The sequence below is a fragment of the Streptomyces violaceusniger Tu 4113 genome (genome assembly GCF_000147815.2).
GTDB lineage: Bacteria > Actinomycetota > Actinomycetes > Streptomycetales > Streptomycetaceae > Streptomyces > Streptomyces violaceusniger_A.
The window spans coordinates 8899282-8918147 of record NC_015957.1 but is presented as its reverse complement, the minus strand read 5'-3'; the positions used below and the strand labels follow the sequence as shown (position 1 = coordinate 8918147).

Annotated in this window: 16 protein-coding genes; 11 read left to right on the top strand and 5 right to left on the bottom strand. The window is 71.0% G+C overall.

Annotated features, from left to right (window positions below; genetic code table 11):
- Positions 1-36 precede the first annotated feature (36 nt).
- Positions 37-1032 (top strand): DNA polymerase III subunit delta, encoded by a 996-nt coding sequence (holA, locus tag STRVI_RS36830; RefSeq protein WP_014060652.1) that lies wholly within the window; start codon positions 37-39, stop codon positions 1030-1032.
- Between the two features lie 108 nt (positions 1033-1140).
- On the opposite strand, the gene STRVI_RS36825 is transcribed toward holA, so the two are convergent.
- On the bottom strand, positions 1141-1893 hold the full coding sequence (locus tag STRVI_RS36825; protein WP_014060651.1) for a hypothetical protein: 753 nt from the start codon (positions 1891-1893) through the stop codon (positions 1141-1143).
- Between the two features lie 520 nt (positions 1894-2413).
- Complete coding sequence (rpsT, locus tag STRVI_RS36820; RefSeq protein WP_043237112.1) at positions 2414-2680, bottom strand: 30S ribosomal protein S20; 267 nt, start codon at positions 2678-2680, stop codon at positions 2414-2416.
- A 238-nt stretch (positions 2681-2918) separates the two neighbouring features.
- Between rpsT and lepA the strand changes: the two genes are divergently transcribed.
- From lepA to hemW, 4 genes are all read left to right on the top strand, one after another.
- Entirely contained in the window at positions 2919-4796 is a 1878-nt protein-coding gene (lepA, locus tag STRVI_RS36815) for a translation elongation factor 4 (RefSeq protein WP_014060649.1), read from the top strand.
- 244 nt (positions 4797-5040) lie between these two features.
- Positions 5041-6930: an AMP-dependent synthetase/ligase gene (locus STRVI_RS36810; protein ID WP_014060648.1), complete on the top strand. Its 1890-nt coding sequence runs from the start codon at positions 5041-5043 to the stop codon at positions 6928-6930.
- A gap of 185 nt (positions 6931-7115) precedes the next feature.
- Entirely contained in the window at positions 7116-9215 is a 2100-nt protein-coding gene (locus STRVI_RS36805) for an ATP-binding SpoIIE family protein phosphatase (protein ID WP_014060647.1), read from the top strand.
- Between the two features lie 159 nt (positions 9216-9374).
- A complete protein-coding gene (hemW, locus tag STRVI_RS36800) occupies positions 9375-10607 on the top strand; it encodes a radical SAM family heme chaperone HemW (RefSeq protein ID WP_014060646.1) in 1233 nt (410 codons plus the stop codon).
- Position 10608: 1 nt separating this feature from the next.
- Here hemW and STRVI_RS36795 read toward each other — a convergent pair whose 3' ends face one another.
- The 3 genes from STRVI_RS36795 to STRVI_RS36780 form a co-directional block, all read right to left on the bottom strand.
- Positions 10609-11427: a DUF3097 domain-containing protein gene (locus tag STRVI_RS36795; protein ID WP_014060645.1), complete on the bottom strand. Its 819-nt coding sequence runs from the start codon at positions 11425-11427 to the stop codon at positions 10609-10611.
- 80 nt (positions 11428-11507) lie between these two features.
- A protein-coding gene (locus tag STRVI_RS49290; RefSeq protein WP_435532578.1) for an IS5 family transposase occupies positions 11508-12439 on the bottom strand; the annotation gives its coding sequence in 2 pieces (ribosomal slippage) (positions 11508-12059 and positions 12062-12439; 930 coding nt in all).
- A 52-nt stretch (positions 12440-12491) separates the two neighbouring features.
- Positions 12492-13250: an MBL fold metallo-hydrolase gene (locus STRVI_RS36780; protein ID WP_014060644.1), complete on the bottom strand. Its 759-nt coding sequence runs from the start codon at positions 13248-13250 to the stop codon at positions 12492-12494.
- 165 nt (positions 13251-13415) lie between these two features.
- On the opposite strand from STRVI_RS36780, the gene hrcA reads away from it, so the two are divergent.
- The 6 genes from hrcA to STRVI_RS36750 all read left to right on the top strand — a co-directional run bounded on the left by hrcA (position 13416) and on the right by STRVI_RS36750 (position 18865).
- The gene (gene hrcA, locus STRVI_RS36775; RefSeq protein ID WP_014060643.1) at positions 13416-14432 is read left to right on the top strand and encodes a heat-inducible transcriptional repressor HrcA; all 1017 of its coding nucleotides are present in this window, start codon (positions 13416-13418) and stop codon (positions 14430-14432) included.
- Positions 14433-15566, top strand: coding sequence for a molecular chaperone DnaJ (gene dnaJ / locus STRVI_RS36770; RefSeq protein WP_014060642.1), 1134 nt, complete (start codon positions 14433-14435; stop codon positions 15564-15566).
- Positions 15567-15768: 202 nt separating this feature from the next.
- Positions 15769-16860: a nitronate monooxygenase gene (locus STRVI_RS36765; RefSeq protein WP_043237106.1), complete on the top strand. Its 1092-nt coding sequence runs from the start codon at positions 15769-15771 to the stop codon at positions 16858-16860.
- A complete protein-coding gene (locus STRVI_RS36760) occupies positions 16857-17600 on the top strand; it encodes a 16S rRNA (uracil(1498)-N(3))-methyltransferase (RefSeq protein ID WP_014060640.1) in 744 nt (247 codons plus the stop codon). Before STRVI_RS36765 ends, STRVI_RS36760 begins: the two co-directional genes overlap by 4 nt.
- Positions 17601-17756: 156 nt before the next feature.
- A complete protein-coding gene (locus STRVI_RS46765) occupies positions 17757-18428 on the top strand; it encodes a hypothetical protein (protein ID WP_014060639.1) in 672 nt (223 codons plus the stop codon).
- A 77-nt stretch (positions 18429-18505) separates the two neighbouring features.
- Entirely contained in the window at positions 18506-18865 is a 360-nt protein-coding gene (locus tag STRVI_RS36750; protein WP_014060638.1) for a histidine triad nucleotide-binding protein, read from the top strand.
- The last annotated feature ends 1 nt before the right edge of the window (position 18866 follow it).

Here is an 18866-nt window from a genome sequence, read left to right as displayed (position 1 = left end):
CGGGGTTGTCGGTGGTCCGTGGGATGCTGGACCGCGATGGCCAGGAAGACGACGACCGACGATCCGCTCGCCCCCGTGACGCTCGCCGTGGGCCAGGAGGAGCTGCTGCTCGACCGCGCCGTGCAGCAGGTGGTGGCGGCTGCCCGCGCGGCCGACCCCGACACCGATGTGCGCGACCTGATGCCCGACGCGCTCCAGCCCGGCACCCTCGCCGAGCTCACCAGCCCCTCGCTCTTCGCCGAGCGCAAGGTGGTCGTGGTGCGGAACGCACAGGATCTGTCGGCCGACACGATCAAGGACGTGAAGGGCTATCTCGGCGCCCCCGCCGAGGAGATCACGCTGGTGCTGCTGCACGCGGGCGCGGCCAAGGGCAAGGGGCTGCTCGACGCCGCCCGTAAGGCCGGGGCGCGCGAGGTCGCCTGCCCCAAGATGACCAAGCCCGCCGACCGACTGGCGTTCGTGCGCTCGGAGTTCCGCGCCACCGGCCGGTCCGCCACCCCCGAGGCATGCCAGGCTCTGGTCGACGCCATCGGGAGCGATCTGCGCGAGCTGGCCAGCGCGGTCTCCCAGCTCGTGGCCGATGTCGAGGGCACGATCGACGAGGCCATCGTCGCCCGCTACTACACCGGCCGCGCCGAGGCGTCCAGCTTCACCGTCGCCGACCGCGCGGTCGAGGGCCGTGCGGCCGAGGCGCTGGAGGCGCTGCGCTGGGCGGTCTCCACCGGGGTGCCGCCGGTGCTGATCACCAGCGCCCTGGCCCAGGGCGTGCGCGCGATCGGCAAGCTGGCCTCGGCGCCGCGCAACGCCCGCCCCGGCGATCTCGCCCGTGAGCTGGGCATGCCGCCGTGGAAGATAGACCGGGTGCGGCAGCAGATGCGCGGCTGGTCGGCGGATGGAGTGGCGGTCGCGCTGCGCGCCGTCGCCGAGGCCGACGCGGGGGTCAAGGGCGGCGGAGACGATCCGGCGTATGCCCTGGAGAAGGCGGTCGTCACGATCGTCCGCGCCGCCCGGGCGGGCCGAGGTCAGCCGTAGGCCCTGGCCGAGGGGCCGCCTGCGGCAATCCGCATCCGATCCGAGCGGCGGCCCGGGATCGGCCCTCCGCATCCGATCGGAGCGGCGGCCCCGGCTCGGCCCCGCGAGTTACGCCTTCATCTTCTCCAGCGTCGACTCGGCGCTCTTCTTGAGCAGCTCGGTGGCTTCCTCGGGCGTCTTGGCCGAGCCGCTGGACGAGGACGACACATACTGCGACCAGGTCGACTGATAGGTCATCCAGCCGTCCCGCACGGCGAGGATCACATAGGCGCCGGTGTTGGAGCTGCTGCTGTTTTTCTGCTTCACCACATACGCTTCGTCGCCCAGCCCGCTGACCGGGCTCACCTCGTAGCTGTAGGCGGACGTCTTCTGGTCCTCGTACGACCGGTACTGGGCCTCGAACTCCGGCCCGGGGTTGGTCTTCTTGTGCAGCGACGCCGTGGTGTAGAGCCAGACCGAGGAGTAGTCGCTGCTGCTCGAGCCGCTCGGCTCGAAGTCGATATTGCAGGTCATCGAGTCCAGCGCGGCGTTCTCGGAGCTGCTGTGCTGCGGGTTCGACGTCGATGTCGACGACGACCCGCTCTGGTCCTTCTGCTCGTACCCGGCGTCCTCGAAGGGCTGGGTATCCGTCGGGGTGCACAGATTGGTCCGATAGCGGTAGCCCGCGAGATCGGCCTTCGTCCCGTCTTCGAACCCTCCCGTGGCGAACAGCACCCCGGCCCAGACCGCCGAGGCGACGACGGCCCCGCCCAGCCCCCACAGCCAGCCCTTGCCGCCGCCCCCGCCTCCGGAGCCCGTGGGCGGAGCCCCGGGTGGCATGCCCATCGGCCCGTACCCACCGCCCAGGGGGATGGACGGCATCGTCGGCTGGGCGTACGCGTACGGAGAGTGCTGGGGCGGCTGAGGCTGGGGCGGCACCTGACCGTACGGGCCGGGCGGCGGGCTCTGCGGCGGCCCCTGCGGTGACCCGTGGGGCCCCTGAGACAGAATCTCCGGCGGGCTCGGCGACGCACTCTGCGGAGGGCCCTGCGGCGAGCTCTGCTGAGGTGGCTGAGGGGGCTGAGGGGGTTGGGGCGGCTGCGGCGGGCCGTACGGATTGGGTGTTTCCCCCGGTGTCGACATGACGTGAACATACCCGAATTAAGCGCGAAAGCCCCGCGCTGTCCTTGGGGAAAGGACAGGCGCGGGGCCTTCGCGTCGATCGAGTGCGCCGCACCCGCGTGGCGAACGCAGGCCGCGTGCGGCGCGGTGCCGCTGAGAGAGCTGAAGAAGCTCTCGGCTGCCGGTCGGAGCGGGTGAGAGGGACCGCTGTGCCCAAACGGCGGCGGGGTGGGGCGGTGTGCCCCGGAAGGGTCAGCCTTCGAGATCGGCCGGGAGGGTGTCAGCCCTTGAGACCGGCGACCTGCTGGGCGATCGCCGACTTCTTGTTGGCGGCGTTGTTCTTGTGCAGAACACCCTTGCTGACGGCCTTGTCGAGCTTGCGCCCGGCGGCGCGGGCGGCTTCGGTGGCCTTCTCGGCGTCACCGGCGGCCACGGCCTCGCGGGTGCGGCGGATGGCGGTCTTCAGCTCGGACTTGACCGCCTTGTTGCGCTGGCGCGCCTTCTCGTTCGTCTTGTTCCGCTTGATCTGGGACTTGATGTTCGCCACGTAGAAAGCCTTCGCAGGTTCGTTGGGTTTCGCTTGCTTCGGTGTGCGTCCGTGCCCGCGGAGGTGTCCATGAGAGTCCATGGAGGTGTCCGTCAGCGAGGGGCACGAGACACAGTCGGCCAGGTTACCAGCAGGGTCCATGGCGTCCCAAACCCGGAAGAGGTCGCCATTCATGGGACCATGGACGGGACTGACCCATACCGATAACACCGAGTCCCGCCTAGACACAGGACCCTGCGTGCCCGCGACCCCTACCAATGTGCCGGAGCCTAGCCGTACCGATCCGGCTCTGATCCGTAACTTCTGCATCATCGCGCACATCGACCACGGCAAGTCGACGCTCGCCGACCGCATGCTCCAGCTGACCGGTGTGGTTGATCAGCGGCAGATGCGCGCGCAGTACCTCGACCGCATGGACATCGAGCGCGAGCGCGGCATCACGATCAAGTCCCAGGCGGTCCGGCTGCCCTGGGCGCCGACGAAGGACGAGGGCGGCGAGCCGGCCACCCACATCCTCAACATGATCGACACCCCCGGCCATGTGGACTTCACCTATGAGGTCTCGCGCTCCCTCGCTGCCTGTGAGGGCTGCCTCCTGCTGGTCGACGCGGCCCAGGGCATCGAGGCCCAGACCCTCGCCAACCTCTATCTGGCGATGGAGAACGACCTCACGATCATCCCGGTCCTCAACAAGATCGACCTGCCCGCCGCCCAGCCCGAGAAGTACGCCGCCGAGCTGGCGCATCTCATCGGCTGCGACACCTCCGACGTGCTCAGGGTCTCCGCGAAGACCGGTGAGGGCGTGGCCGAGCTGCTGGACCGGGTCGTCGAGCTCGTTCCGCCCCCGGTGGGCGTTTATGACGCCCCCGCCCGCGCGATGATCTTCGACTCCGTCTATGACGCCTACCGGGGCGTCGTGACCTATGTGAAGGTCGTCGACGGCACGCTCAGCAAGCGCGAGCGGATCAAGATGATGTCCACCGGCGCCGCCCATGAGCTACTGGAGATCGGCACCAACTCCCCGGAGATGACCCCCGCCGACGGGCTCTCCGTGGGCGAGGTGGGCTATCTGATCACCGGTGTGAAGGATGTCCGCCAGTCCAAGGTCGGGGACACGATCACCCAGGTCACCCGCGGTGCGCAGGAGGCTCTGGGCGGTTACAAGGACCCGAAGCCGATGGTGTTCTCGGGGCTGTATCCGCTGGACGGCTCCGACTACCCGGAGCTGCGCGAGGCCCTGGACAAGCTGCAGCTCAACGATGCCGCGCTGGTCTACGAACCGGAGACCTCGGCCGCCCTCGGCTTCGGCTTCCGCGTCGGCTTCCTCGGGCTGCTGCACCTGGAGGTCGTCCGTGAGCGCCTGGAGCGCGAATTCAATCTCGACCTGATCGCCACCGCACCCAACGTGGTCTACCGGGTGGAGATGGAGGACGGCAGCGAGCACACGGTGACCAACCCCAGCGAGTTCCCCGTGGGCAAGATCGACACGGTGCACGAGCCGGTCGTCCGGGGCACGATCCTCGCCCCGAGCGAGTTCATCGGCGCGATCATGGAGCTGTGCCAGAACCGCCGCGGGGTGCTGCTCGGCATGGACTACCTCTCCGAGGACCGGGTCGAGATCCGCTACACCCTGCCGCTGGCCGAGGTCGTCTTCGACTTCTTCGACCAGCTCAAGTCCAAGACCCGCGGCTATGCCTCGCTGGACTACGAGCCCACCGGTGAGCAGACCTCGGAGCTGGTCAAGGTCGACATCCTGCTGCACGGCGACAAGGTGGACGCGTTCTCGGCGATCACCCACAAGGACAAGGCGTACGCGTACGGCGTCCGGCTGGTCGCCAAGCTGCGCGAGCTCATCCCGCGGCAGAACTTCGAGGTGCCCATCCAGGCGGCCATCGGCTCCCGGGTCATCGCCCGTGAGACGGTCCGTGCCATCCGTAAGGACGTCCTCGCCAAGTGCTACGGCGGTGACATCTCCCGTAAGCGGAAGCTGCTGGAGAAGCAGAAGGAAGGCAAGAAGCGGATGAAGATGGTCGGCAACGTGGAGGTCCCGCAGGAGGCCTTCATCGCGGTGCTGTCCTCCGACTCCGACGGTAAGGACGCCAAGGCGAAGAAGTAGGGCCGCCCCGGGCGGGCGCGGAGCCCTGGCAAGGGTGAGGGGGCAGCCCACGGAACGAGTGTGGTCAGCGGGCCTGGCGTGATGGATGCGCCGGGCCTGCTGTGTGCGGGGGAACCTCTTGGGCATCTCGTGAGAACAACGTGACGCTCACCCCTTACGCGGTAAGGATTCGGCCCCTACTCTGATCATCACTCGAAGGTTACTCGCGAGTCACCAAGCAATGAGGCGGGCCCCGGAGGATGCCGTGACCGACACACAGATCTTGCTCGAGAACCGGCCGCCGTCCTTGGCGACGCACTTCCTCCAGCGCGTCGAGGCGACACCGGACGGGGAGGCGTACCGCTATCCGGTGCCTCCTGCCTCGGGCACCGGCCCCGACGACTGGCGGCCGCTGACCTGGCGGGAAAGCGCGGATCGGGTCTTCGCCATCGCCGCCGGGCTGATCGAACTGGGCATCCGCCCCGAGGAGCGGGTGGCGCTGGCCTCCTCGACCCGCGTCGAGTGGATCCTGGCCGACCTGGGCGTGCTGTGCGCGGGCGCGGCCACCACCACGGTCTACCCGACCACCAACGCCGACGAGACCTCCTTCATCCTCTCCGACTCCGGCAGTCGGGTGCTGATCGCCGAGGACGCGACACAGCTCGCCAAGGTGCGGGCGCAGCGCGATGAACTCCCCGAGCTGGCCCATGTGGTGGTGATCGAGGCCGGGGACGCGATCCCCGCCGCGGACGACCCCGAGGGCTGGGTGCTCTCGCTCGCCGAGCTGGAGAAGCGGGGCGCGGCCCGGCTGGAGCGCGAGCCGGGCGCCGTACGGGATCGGATGGACGCCCTGCGCGGCGATCAGCTTGCGACGCTCATCTACACCTCCGGTACCACCGGGCGCCCCAAGGGCGTACGGCTGGCGCATGACTCCTGGTCGTACATGGCCATTGTGATCGGCACCCAGGACGGGCTGCTCTACCCCGACGATGTGCAGTACCTGTGGCTGCCGCTCGCGCATGTCTTCGGTAAGGTGCTGACGGCGGGGCAGATCTACGTCGGCCACACCACGGCGGTGGACGGCCGGGTCGACAGGATCATCGACAATCTGCCGGTGGTCCGGCCGACCTATATGTGTGCCGTGCCGCGGATCTTCGAGAAGGTCTACAACGGGGTGGCCCAGCGGGCGCGCGAGGGCGGCGGGGCCAAGTACAAGATCTTCCAGTGGGCGGTCGAGATCTCCCGGGATTACGCCAGGACCTCGCAGGACGCCTTCCGCCGCACCGGCACCGCCTCCGTGCCCTTCGCCCTCAAGGCCCAGCACGCGGTGGCCGACAAGCTGGTCTACGGCAAGCTGCGCGAGGCGTTCGGCGGCCGGCTGCGGGCCGCGGTGTCCGGCTCCGCCGCGCTCGCGCCCGACATCGGTTACTTCTTCGCGGGCGCCGGGATCAACATCCTGGAGGGCTACGGCCTGACCGAGTCCAGCGCCGCCAGTTTCCTCAACCCTGCGGACTACCGCACGGGCACGGTCGGCAAGGCGTTCCCCGGCCTGGAGGTGCGGTTCGCCGACGACGGCGAGGTGCTGCTGCGCGGACCCGGCATCATGCAGGGCTACCACGGGCTGCCGGAGCTGACCGAGCAGGTGCTGGAGTCCGACGGCTGGTTCCACACCGGAGACATCGGCGAGCTGTCCCCCGACGGCTATCTGCGGATTACCGACCGCAAGAAGGACCTGATCAAGACCTCGGGCGGCAAGTACGTCGCCCCGGCGGAGGTCGAGGGCCAGTTCAAGGCGGTGTGCCCGTTCGTCTCCAACATCCTGGTGCACGGCGCCGACCGTAATTACTGCACCGCGCTGATCGCCCTCGACGAGCCGACGATCATGAAGTGGGCGGCCGAGCACGGCCTGGGGGGCAAGTCCTACGCGGAAGTCGTGGCCACCGATGAGACGCGGAAGCTGATCGAGAGCTACGTGCTCCGGCTCAACGAGGGGCTGCAGCGCTGGCAGACGATCAAGAAGTTCCGGCTGCTGCCGCGCGATCTCGACGTGGAACACGGGGAGTTGACGCCCAGTCTGAAGCTGAAGCGGCCGGTGGTCGAGCGTGAGTACAAGGCCCTGATCGAGGACATGTACACGGGAACGCGGGAGGTTTAACGGGCAAGGATACGACCCCGCACCGGATTTCAGGTCGACCGGCCCGCCGGACACATGAATTTTCCCCTTATCGCGGTTCACTTGCGTAACCAGGTGCATATGAGGGCGGTCCGTCTGTCACTCTGTCCGTGCCGGATACGGTTACGGATACGGCGTTATGACGGAGCTTCTTCAGGAGCCGCACAGTGGGGACGTCATCTTCTGCCACTTCTGGTGGGTCGGTTGAGGGCGGTGGGGTTGTACTACCGGTCGGGGGTGGGGTCGGCCCCGTTCGTACCAGTGCCTCGGCACGCGTCAGCCTGCCCTGCACTCCGCTCGCGGCCTCGGCCGCCCGCCGGTTCGTCCGCACCGCCCTCGCCGACTGGGCCGCGCTCGAGGTCCCGGCCGCCGACCGGGTCACCGACCGGGTCGCGGACGAGGCCATACTGCTGGTGAGCGAGCTGGTCACCAACGCGGTGGTGCACGCCGGCACCGCCGTCGAGGTGAGCTGTGCGCTTGATGTGTCGGACCGCGAGGGCGAACCGCCGTCCCTGGTCGTGGAGGTGACCGACCACCATCCCACCCGGGTGGTGCGCGGCGATCCGCCGGATCCGGACGAGCGGCCGGAGTACGCCGGTGGCCACGGGCTGCGGCTGGTGGCCGAGATCGCCGAGTCCTGGGGGACGACCTACCGGCGGGCGACCAAGTCGGTGTGGTTCCAGATGGCGGTGGCGCCCTCGGGCGCGGCCGCCGCGGGGGCGGGCGCCATGGGCTCGGGTTTCATGGACGCCGCGGCAGCCATGGACCCGGCGACCGGCACCGTGGCCGAGCCCGAGGGCGGGTTCGGGGCGGGGGCCGTCCGCGAGGGTTTGGGCTCCGTCCCCGAGGGCGCGGGAGTCGTTCGTGAAGGCCGTAAGGAGGCCGTCGAGATCGTCGCGCCCGCGCCGGGCCGCGCCCCCGTCCGCCTCGACCCCGACTGGATCCAGCGCGGCGCGCTCTCCTTCCTCGCCGAGGCGTCCGACCTGCTGGCCGGGCAGTTCGACGAGGACATGGTGACCTCGCTCGCCGGACAGCTCCTGGTGCCCCGGCTCGCCGACTGGTGCGCGATCTGGCTCGACTCCACGAGCGGCCCGCCCCGGCTGGCCCGGGTCTGGCACGCCAGCGAGGGGCGTATCGAGGGCCTGCGGCGGGTGCTGGAGAAGGAGCCGCCCCAGGTGCCCGCGGCCGTCCGCGGCAGCGCCGTGGAGTGGCCCTGGCCGGCCGACCCCGCCGCGTACGGGCCCGGCGGCGCGGCCCTCGCCTGCCGGCTGGTCGCGGGCGGCCGCGCGCTCGGCACGCTGCTGCTCGGGCGCGCCGGGCTGGTGCGGATGCCGGCCGAAGCGGTCGGTCTGGTCGAGGACTTCGCCCGCCGCGTCGCCCTGGCGCTCGCCTCCGCCCGCCGCTACACCCGGCAGGCGACCATCAGCCGGGTGCTGCAGCGCGGGCTGCTGCCGTCCGTCATCCCGCGCATCCCCGGTGTCGAGTCGGCGGTCGTGTACGAGCCCACCGGCGACATCTCGGCCGGAGGCGACTTCTACGACGTCTTCCCGGCCGGTGACGGCCGCTGGTGCTTCGTCCTGGGCGACGTCTGCGGAAACGGCCCGGAGGCGGCCGTGGTGACCGGCCTCGTCCGGCCCTGGCTGCGGCTGCTCGCCCGCGAGGGATACGGCGTGGGAGAGGTCCTGGACCGGCTCAACCAGCTCCTGGGCGAGGAGGCGGTGGAGCAGGCGGTCGAGGGCGCCGCGGAGGCCGTGGCGGCCGGTGTGGAGGCCGTGGGAGGCCCCGCCGGGGTCATGGAGCTGATGGACGGCGGCCTGGTCGGCACGGGGCTCCCGGCGGGCGGCGGGGTCGCGCGGTTCCTGTCGCTGCTGTACGGGGAGCTGGAGCCGCTGGGCGAGGGCCAGGGGGTGCGCTGCACGCTGGCCAGCGCGGGGCATCCGCTGCCGCTGGTGCTGCGGCCCGAAGGCGAGGTGCGGACCGTCGCGGCGCCGCAGATACTGCTGGGCGTTGTGGACGATGTGACGTACGAGAGTGAATCGTTCGATCTGGCGCCCGGGGAAACGCTGCTCTGTGTGACGGACGGGGTGACGGAGCACCGATCCGGCGACCGGCAGTTCGACGACGAGGACGGCCTGGCGGCGGCGTTCGCGCTGTGCGCGGGGCTGAGCGCGCGGGAGGTCGCGGAGCGGGTGCGGCAGGCGGTGGACGAGTTCGCGGCGGAGCCACCGGACGACGACCTGGCGATGCTGGTCCTCAAGGTGGTCTAGGCCCGCTCCGGCGAGGCCCGCTCCGGCGAGGCCCTGTCCGTCGATGCCCAGTCCGGCGACGTTCCGCCGGACGGGCCCAGGCGGGGGCCCCGGGCTCCAGGCTCTGGGGCCCCGCGCATCGTGGTCCCGGCGGCGCGGGCCGTGACGGACAATGGGGGCATGCCTTCCGTACTGCCAGATGGTGAGCCCATGCCCGAGGACGGCGCACTGCCCGCGACCGCTTTGGCGGGGGCGGAGCGGCGGCCGCTGGGGTTCTATCTGCATGTGCCGTACTGCGCCACCCGCTGCGGCTACTGCGACTTCAACACCTACACCGCCAGTGAGCTGCGCGGCTCCGGCGGTGTGCTCGCCTCGCGGGACAACTACGCCGAGCAGGTCGTCGAGGAGGTGCGGCTGGCGCGGAAGGTGCTGGGCGACGACCCACGGCCCGTGGAGACCGTCTTCGTCGGCGGCGGGACCCCGACCCTGCTCGCCGCGGCGGATCTCGGGCGGATGCTCGGGGCGATCCGGGAGGAGTTCGGCCTGGCCGCGGGGGTCGAGGTCACGACCGAGGCGAATCCGGAGTCGGTCGATCCGCGCTATCTGGCGGAGCTGCGGGAGGCGGGGTTCAACCGGATCTCCTTCGGGATGCAGAGCGCCCGGCAGCCCGTCCTGAAGGTGCTGGACCGTACGCATACCCCGGGGCGGCCGGAGGCGTGCGTGGCCGAGGCGCGGGCGGCCGGGTTCGACCATGTGAACCTGGACCTGATCTACGGGACGCCGGGGGAGAGCGACGCGGACTGGCGGGCCTCCCTGGAGGCGGCGCTCGGGGCGGGGCCGGACCATGTGTCGGCGTATGCGCTGATCGTGGAGGAGGGCACCCGGCTCGCGCGGCGGATCCGGCGCGGCGAGGTCCCGATGACCGACGACGATGTGCACGCGGACCGCTATCTGATCGCCGAGGAGATCCTTTCGGCCGCCGGGTTCACCTGGTACGAGGTCTCCAACTGGGCCACTTCGCCCGCCGGGCGCTGCCGGCACAACGAGCTGTACTGGCGCGGCGCCGACTGGTGGGGCGCCGGCCCCGGCGCGCACAGCCACGTGGGCGGCGTGCGGTGGTGGAACGTGAAGCACCCCGGGGCGTATGCGCAGGCCCTGGGCGAGGGCAGGTCGCCCGGCGCGGGCCGGGAGCTGCTGACCGCCGAGGAGCGCCGGGTGGAGCGGATCCTGCTGGAGCTGCGGCTGGCCGAGGGCTGCCCGCTGGAGCTGCTGCGCCCGGCCGGGGCGGCGGCCGCGGCACGGGCGCTGGAGGACGGCCTGCTGGACCCGGAGCCGTACGGACGGGGACAGGCCGTGCTCACGCTGCGCGGGCGGCTGCTGGCGGACGCGGTGGTGCGGGACCTGGTGGACTGACCTACCGCCCTGCGGTGACGTGATCGATCAGTTCCTCCACCCGCCCCAGGAGCTCCGGCTGGAGGTCCTTGTAGGTGTGGACCGTGGACAGGATCCGCTGCCAGGCGGCCCCGGTGTTCTCCGGCCAGCCCAGGGCGCGGCAGACGCCCTTCTTCCAGTCCTGGCCGTGCGGCACCGTCGGCCAGGCCGGGATGCCGACGGAGGACGGCTTCACGGCCTCCCAGATGTCGATGTAGGGGTGGCCGAGGACCAGCACATGCTCGCCGGTGACCTGCGCGGCGATACGGGACTCCTTGGAGCCCGGCACCAGATGATCGACGAGGACGCCGAGCCGGGCGTCCGGGCCGGGGGCGAAGTCATCGACGATGGCGGGCAGGTCGTCGACGCCCTCCAGGTACTCCACGACGACGCCCTCGATACGCAGATCGTCGCCCCAGACCCGCTCCACCAGCTCCGCGTCATGGCGCCCCTCGACATAGATGCGCCCCGCACGGGCGACCCTCGCGCGCGCTCCCGGAACGGCGATCGACCCCGAGGCCGTGCGCTGGGGCGCGCTGGGGGCCGCCGCGCGCGGGCGTACGAGGGTGACGGCACGCCCTTCGAGCAGAAAACCGCGCGGCTCCATGGGGAAGACGCGATGTTTGCCGAAGCGGTCCTCCAGAGTGACCGTGGGACCCTCGGCGGTCTTCTCGCAGCGGATCACGGCGCCGCAGAAGCCGGTGGTGACCTCCTCCACGACGAGGTCCGGTTCGGCGGGGACCTCGGGGGCGGGCCGCTGCCGCTTCCAGGGCGGGGTCAGGTCCGGGTCGTACTGTCGCATCCGGATGACGATAGCGCGCGACGACCGCCCGCTCCTGTAGTGCGGACAACTAGGTGGACGCCTAGGACTTGTCCGGGCGATCATGTGCGAAGCCAAATGACCAGCGCGGCTGTGGTGGCTGTGCCGAGGAAGACGTAGCCGCGTTTGTCGTAGCGAGTGGCCACGGCCCGGGACTGCTTCAACCTGTTGATCGCCCGCTCGACCGTGTTGCGCTTCTTGTACCGTTCCTCGTCGAAGCCGGGTGGCCGTCCGCCGCGTGAGCCTTTACGCAGGCGGGCGGCCTGACTGTCGGACTTCTCCGGGATGATGTGCCGGATGCCCCGTCGTCGCAGGTAGTCGCGGCAGGGCCCGTTGCTGTAGGCCTTGTCAGCGGCGAGGCTGTCGGGCTTTGTGCGCGGTCTGCCCGGCCCCGGCCGTGGAACGCGGATCTTCTCCAGCACCGGCTGGAACTGGGTGCAGTCCGCCCGCTGTCCACCGGTGACAATCAGGGACAGCGGGCGGCAGCGGCCGTCGGCGCTCAGGTGGAGCTTGCTCGTGAGTCCGCCGCGCGAGCGGCCCAGTCCCTCACCTCCTGCACCACCTCCACCAGCCGGGCGAGCAGGCTCTGCCACGGAGGCTCGTCCTGGTGTTCTGCTGTTTCGGCCCCCTTTGACGCGGCTGCCGGCGGCGGATCTGTGCGAGCACCGGCCGCGTGCTGATGAGCGCGCACGATGGTCGAGTCGACCGCCAGGTCCCAGTCGATGTCGCCCGCGGCGTCGGCCGCGGCTTGGACCTGCTGCAGCAGGCGTTCCCAGGTGCCGTCGGCCGACCATAGCCGGTGGCGTTCATAGACGGTCTTCCACGGTCCGAACCGTTCGGGCAGATCACGCCACTGCACCCCGGTGCGCACGCGGTGCAGGATCCCGTCGATCACCTGTCGATGATCCCGCCACCTGCCACAACGTCCATTGCTGACCGGCAGGAACGGCCGCAGTCGTTCCCACTCCGCATCCGTCAGATCACCCCGCCCCATGCCACATCAACGATTCAGACACGAGGCAGTCACATGATCGGCCGGACAAGTCCTAGTTGGGCGGCTGGGTGGGCGCCTGGGTGGGCGCCTGGAGAGACACGCCGAAGCGGGCCGCCAGTTCGTCGCGTTGGGCCCGGACGAACCCGGCGTCCACGACCGAGCCGTGCCCCGGGACGTACCGCGCGTCCGGGCCGCCGAGGGCGAGCAGTCGGTCGAGGGCGGCGGGCCAGCGGCCGGGGATCGCGTCGGGCCCGGCCTGGGGCGGGCCGGACTCCTCCACCAGATCGCCGCAGAAGACCACCTCGGGCCGGCCGGGCACCAGAACGGCCAGGTCATGGGCGGTGTGGCCGGGCCCCACATTGGCCAGCAGCACCGGCCGGTCGCCCAGGTCCAGGGTGAGCTCCCCGGAGACCAGGTGGTGCGGGCCGACCAGATGGTCCACGGCCTCGGTGGCGGCGTCCCGGTCCACTCCGTGGCGGATCGCGTCCTCGCGCAGCGTCTCCCGCTCACGGCGCAGCAGCTCGTCCATGCCCGTGGCCCCGTACACCTCGCAGCCCGCGAAGGCGGCCGAGCCCAGGACGTGGTCGAAGTGCGGATGGGTGAGCGCGATCCGGGTGGGGCGGCGGCCGGTCAGCCGGGTGATCAGGGCGCGCAGCTCGGCCCCGGCGCGCAGGGTCGCGCCGGTGTCCACGACGAGGATGTCGGTCCGGCCGACGACCACGCCGACCGTCTCGTCCCACTCCGGCAACCGACGGCGGGCCACACCGGGTGCGAGCCGCTCCCAGCCTGCCTCTTCCCAACACGTCTCCATACCGCGACGCTAGCTCAACGGGGATGGGGGAGAGTTGCTGCCAGCGGCGGCTCTTGCCCATGCCACCGCACCCCGCCGTACACTTGGCGAAGGGGTTCTGGCACTCGTGCCCGGTGAGTGCCAGGCGGACGACCTGATGAGACCGCTGGACTGGAGGTGCGCGGGGTGCTCAGCGAACGCAGACTCGAGGTGCTGCGTGCCATTGTCCAGGACTATGTGGGGACGGAGGAGCCGGTCGGCTCCAAGGCGCTCACCGAGCGGCACCGGCTGGGGGTCTCCCCGGCCACGGTGCGTAACGACATGGCCGCTCTGGAGGACGAGGGGTTCATCGCTCAGCCGCATACGAGCGCCGGGCGGATCCCCACGGACAAGGGCTATCGCCTCTTCGTGGACAAGCTGGCGGGCGTGAAGCCGCTGTCCAGCCCGGAGCGGCGGGCCATTCAGAACTTCCTGGACGGCGCGGTCGACCTCGATGACGTGGTGGGCCGCACGGTCCGGCTGCTGGCGCAGCTGACCCGGCAGGTGGCGGTGGTGCAGTATCCGTCGCTGACCCGTTCGACGGTGCGCCATGTGGAGCTGCTGCCGCTGGCCACGGCCCGGGTGATGCTGGTGCTGATCACGGACACCGGCCGGGTGGAGCAGCGCATGGTGGACTGCCCCACCCCGATCACCGAGGACTCGCTGGCCGATCTGCGCGCCCGGCTCAACAGCCGGGTCGTGGGTCGGCGTTTCGCGGATGTGCCGCAGTTGGTGCAGGATCTTCCGGAGTCCTTCGAACAGGAGGACCGGGGGACCGTCTCGATCGTGCTGTCGACCTTGCTCGAGACGCTTGTGGAGGAGACCGAGGAGCGGCTGATGATCGGCGGCACCGCGAACCTCACGCGTTTCGTGCATGATTTCCCCCTGACGATCCGGCCCGTCCTGGAGGCGCTCGAGGAGCATGTCGTCCTCCTCAAGTTGCTGGGCGAGGCCAAGGACTCGGGTATGACCGTGCGGATCGGGCATGAGAATGCTCACGAGGGGCTCAACGCCACCTCGGTCGTCGCGGTCGGCTACGGTTCCGGCGACGAGGCGGTCGCCAAACTCGGCGTGGTCGGACCGACCCGCATGGACTACCCCGGAACGATGGGAGCGGTACGCGCAGTGGCACGTTACGTCGGACAGATCCTGGCGGAGTCGTAAGTGGCGACGGACTACTACGCAGTCCTGGGCGTGCCGCGTGATGCCTCGCAGGACCAGATCAAGAAGGCATTCCGCCGGCTCGCACGCGAGCTGCATCCGGATGTGAACCCGGATCCGAAGACCCAGGAGCGGTTCAAGGAGATCAACGCCGCTTACGAGGTCTTGTCGGACCCACAGAAGAAGCAGGTCTACGACCTGGGCGGGGACCCGATGTCCGGGGCCGGCGGCGGTGGCGCCGGCGGGTTCGGAGGGGGCTTCGGCAACTTCTCCGACATCATGGACGCGTTCTTCGGGTCCGCCTCGCAGCGCGGTCCGCGCTCCAGGACCCGGCGCGGTCAGGACGCGATGATCCGGCTGGACGTGGAGCTCAGCGAGGCCGCGTTCGGGACCACCAAGGACATCCAGGTCGACACCGCGGTCGTCTGCACGACGTGCAGCGGCGAGGGCGCGGCGCCGGGCACCTCGGCGCAGACCTGTGACATGTGCCGTGGCCGTGGTGAGGTCTCGCAGGTGACGCGGTCCTTCCTGGGCCAGGTCATGACCTCGCGGCCGTGCCCCCAGTGCCAGGGCTTCGGCACCGTGGTGCCGACCCCGTGCCCGGAGTGCGCGGGCGACGGCCGGATCCGCTCGCGGCGCACCCTGACCGTGAAGATCCCCGCCGGCGTGGACAACGGCACCAGGATCCAGCTCGCCGGTGAGGGCGAGGTCGGACCGGGCGGCGGCCCGGCGGGCGACCTGTATGTGGAGATCCACGAGGTCCCGCATCCGGTCTTCCAGCGGCGCGGTGACGATATGCACTGCACCGTGACCATCCCGATGACGGCGGCGTCGCTGGGCACCAAGGTGCCGCTGGAGACGCTGGACGGCCTGGATGAGGTCGACATCCGGCCCGGTACCCAGTCCGGCCAGTCGATCCCGCTGCACCAGCGCGGCGTCACCCATCTGCGGGGCGGCGGCCGGGGCGATCTGATCGTGCATGTCGAGGTGACCACCCCGACCAAGCTCGACCCGGAGCAGGAGGAGCTGCTGCGGCGGCTGTCCAAGCTGCGCGGCGAGGAGCGCCCGATCGGCGAATTCAAGCCGGGGCAGCAGGGGCTGTTCTCGCGGCTGAAGGATGCGTTCAATGGGCGGTAGGCGCTCCGGCCGGGGGTACGGGGGTTGTCCCCCGGGGGTGCGGTAAGCCGGGGCAGCAGGGGCTGTTCTCGCGGCTGAAGGACGCGTTCAACGGACGGTAGGCGCTTATGGGCCGCGATACGGCCCGTAAGGGCGCCGCTGGCGCCCGCAGCGCCGCTGATCCGGTGGGGAGCCCGTGTGGAGGGCATGGCACGATGTGGCCATGTCCTCCGCGCTGACCGATCTTTACCGGTACCCGATCGTGCAGGCGCCGATGGCGGGTGGAGCCTCCTGCCCGCAGCTCGCCGCCACTGTCTCCGAGGCCGGTGGCCTCGGTTTCCTCGCTGCCGGCTACAAGACGCCGGAAGCGATGTATGAGGAGATCAAACAGCTTCGAGGGCTGACCGGACGGCACTTCGGTGTCAATCTGTTCATGCCGCAGCCGGCCAATGCCGACGCGGCTGCCGTCGGGGCCTACCGGGCGCGGCTCACGGGTGAGGCGGCCTGGTACGAGACTCCGCTGGGCGACCCGGACGCGGGCTCGGACGACGCGTACGACGCCAAGCTCGCGGTACTCCTCGACAACCCGGTTCCGGTCGTCTCGTTCACCTTCGGCTGCCCGACCCGCGCGGTCCTCGACGCCTTCGCCAAGGCCGGCACCCGCACGATCGTGACCGTGACCTCGCCCGTCGAGGCGCAGACCGCCCAGTGGGCGGGCGCCGACGCCGTCTGTGTGCAGGGCGTGGAGGCGGGTGGCCACCAGGGCACGTACAGCAATGACCCGGCCGTCGACGGGATGGGCGCCGGGCTCGGTCTGCTGTCGCTGATCACGCTGGTCCGTGAGTACGTCCAGGTCCCGATCATCGCGGCGGGCGGGATCATGCGCGGTTCGCAGATCGCCGCGGCGCTGGCCGCGGGCGCGGTCGCGGCCCAGATGGGGACCGCGTTCCTGGTGTGCCCCGAGTCCGGGGCGAACGCCCTGCACAAGCAGGCGATGACGGATCCGCTGTTCGGCCGGACCGAGCTGACCCGCGCCTTCTCCGGCCGCCCGGCCCGGGGCCTGGTCAACCGCTTCATGCGCGAGCACGGCCCGCACGCGCCCGCCGCCTACCCTCAGTTGCACCACATGACGTCGGGCCTCCGTAAGGCGGCCGCCAAGGCGGGCGACCCGCAGGGGATGGCGCTGTGGGCCGGGCAGGGGCACCGGCTGGCGCGCGAGCTGCCCGCCGCGCGGCTGGTGGAGATGCTCGCGGTGGAACTCGACGCCGCGCGGGCCGAGTTGGGCCTTCAGGTCCAGCGGGGTGCGGTGTCGTGACCGCCCCGGTGTTCGTGGCCGACTCCCTGGCGGGTGCGGCCGCGGGGGCCCGGGTCTGGCTGGAGGGCCCGGAGGGGCGCCACGCGGTGTCCGTAAGGCGGCTGCGCGTCGGTGAGCCCGTGGTGCTGACGGACGGCCACGGTACGGGCGTCCAGGGCACCGTGGCGGCCGTCGAGGGCAAGGACCGGCTGCAGATCGCGGTGGACGAGGTGCGCCAGGAGGCGGCCCCGGACCCGAGGATCACCGTCGTCCAGGCGCTGCCCAAGGGCGACCGGGGCGAGCTGGCGGTGGAGACCATGACGGAGACCGGTGTGGACGCCGTCGTTCCGTGGTCGGCGTCCCGCTGCATCACCCAGTGGAAGGGCGAGCGCGGCCTCAAGGCGCTCGGCAAGTGGCGGTCGACCGCGCGCGAGGCGGGCAAGCAGTCCCGTCGGCTGACCTTCCCCGAGGTCCCGGACGCGATGACGACCAAGCAGGTTGCCCTGCTTCTCGCCGAAGCCGCGTTCGCGGCCGTGCTCCACGAGGAGGGCGGCGAACCGCTCGCGAGCGCCCAACTGCCCGCGCGCGGCGAGATCGTGCTGGTCGTCGGGCCCGAAGGGGGCGTGTCCCCCGAGGAGTTGGCGGCCTTCGCGGAGGCGGGCGCGCGGCCGTACCGGCTGGGCCCGAGCGTGCTGCGCACCTCCACGGCCGGAACGGCGGCCGCCGCGCTGCTGCTCGGCCGCACCGGCCGCTGGGGATGAGAGAGGCCCCTCCGGGATGAGAGAGGGCCCCTCTGGGGTCTCTTCGCGCTTCAGTGCGCCCGTACCTGGCCGAGGACGGCCTTCCGATAGGCGTCGGCCGATGGGAACCTATCCCCTATGGGGGTATTGAGTCAGGCAAGGCGGGGACGGACGCTCTTGTCCGTCGCGGCGGTCGGCGCGGCGGTCGCGGTGACAGCGTGTGAGCCGACCGGCGGCGGCATCAGCTCCGTGACGGTCGCGATCACCACGGACCAGGTCGTCACGGAGGCGCTGGAGCGGGGCGGGGTCGGCGTCCGCTGGATGAGCTGCAACGCCGAGTTCAAGAACGGCCATACGGCCGGTGCTTCGCCCTCGCGGAGCGACCGGTCCGGGGAGACCGACGCGCGCGTGGACTGCCACGGCAGGACCGACAACGACAAGGACATCAGGATCAAGGGCCGGGTCACCTACGTACGCGCGGACCACTGCGTCCGGGGCGATGTGACCGGCGAGGTGGACGGCCGGAAGGTCTTCGAGGCGCAGGTGATCGGGGAGTGCCAGGGCGGCGGCCCGGACACCGACAGCCCCCGGCCGACCTTCAGCCACTCGTGGAACCGTCCGACCACGGAGAGCCCTCAGCCGACCCGTAGTCACCCGTGGGACCACCGGACCACCGAGGCCCCCCAGCCGACCCGGAGTCACCCGTGGGACCGCCCGACCACCGAGAGCCCCCAGCCGACCCGCAGCCACCCCTGGGACCACCCGACCACCGAGGGCGGCGCCGGTCGGACCGGTGCCGGGGACAGCGCCGGTAAGGACGGTACCGAGGGCGGTAGTCAGGGCCAATAGGCCGCGATCTCTCGCGTCGGCAGGGGCTCCCGGTACCATCCGGACCGTATGTGCCGACGATCCGTAAGGAGCCACCGGTGGCGGGAGAACCGCAGGCCGACTGCCTGTTCTGCAAGATTGTCTCGGGGGAGGTGCCGGCCACCGTCGTCCGCGAGACGGACACCATCGTCGCATTCCGTGACATAAACCCCCAGGCACCCACCCACATCCTGGTGATCCCCAAGGTGCACTACCCGGACGCGGCCTCCCTCGCCGCGGCCGAACCGCAGGCCGCCGCGGATGTGCTGCGCGAGGCGGGCGCGGTCGCCGCCGATGAGAAGCTCGTCGAGACGGGCTACCGCGTGGTGTTCAACACCGGCTCCGGCGCCGGCCAGACCGTCTTCCACGCCCATGCCCACGTCCTGGGCGGCCGCGGGCTCAACTGGCCCCCCGGATAAC

Coding starts and splice junctions, on each gene's coding strand:
- STRVI_RS36765 (WP_043237106.1), top strand. CDS start 15,769: ATGTCCTCCGCGCTGACCGATCTTTACCGGTACCCGATCGTGCAGGCG.
- holA (WP_014060652.1), top strand. CDS start 37: ATGGCCAGGAAGACGACGACCGACGATCCGCTCGCCCCCGTGACGCTC.
- hemW (WP_014060646.1), top strand. CDS start 9,375: ATGCCTTCCGTACTGCCAGATGGTGAGCCCATGCCCGAGGACGGCGCA.
- STRVI_RS36825 (WP_014060651.1), bottom strand. CDS start 1,893: ATGCCGTCCATCCCCCTGGGCGGTGGGTACGGGCCGATGGGCATGCCA.
- STRVI_RS36795 (WP_014060645.1), bottom strand. CDS start 11,427: ATGCGACAGTACGACCCGGACCTGACCCCGCCCTGGAAGCGGCAGCGG.
- STRVI_RS36780 (WP_014060644.1), bottom strand. CDS start 13,250: ATGGAGACGTGTTGGGAAGAGGCAGGCTGGGAGCGGCTCGCACCCGGT.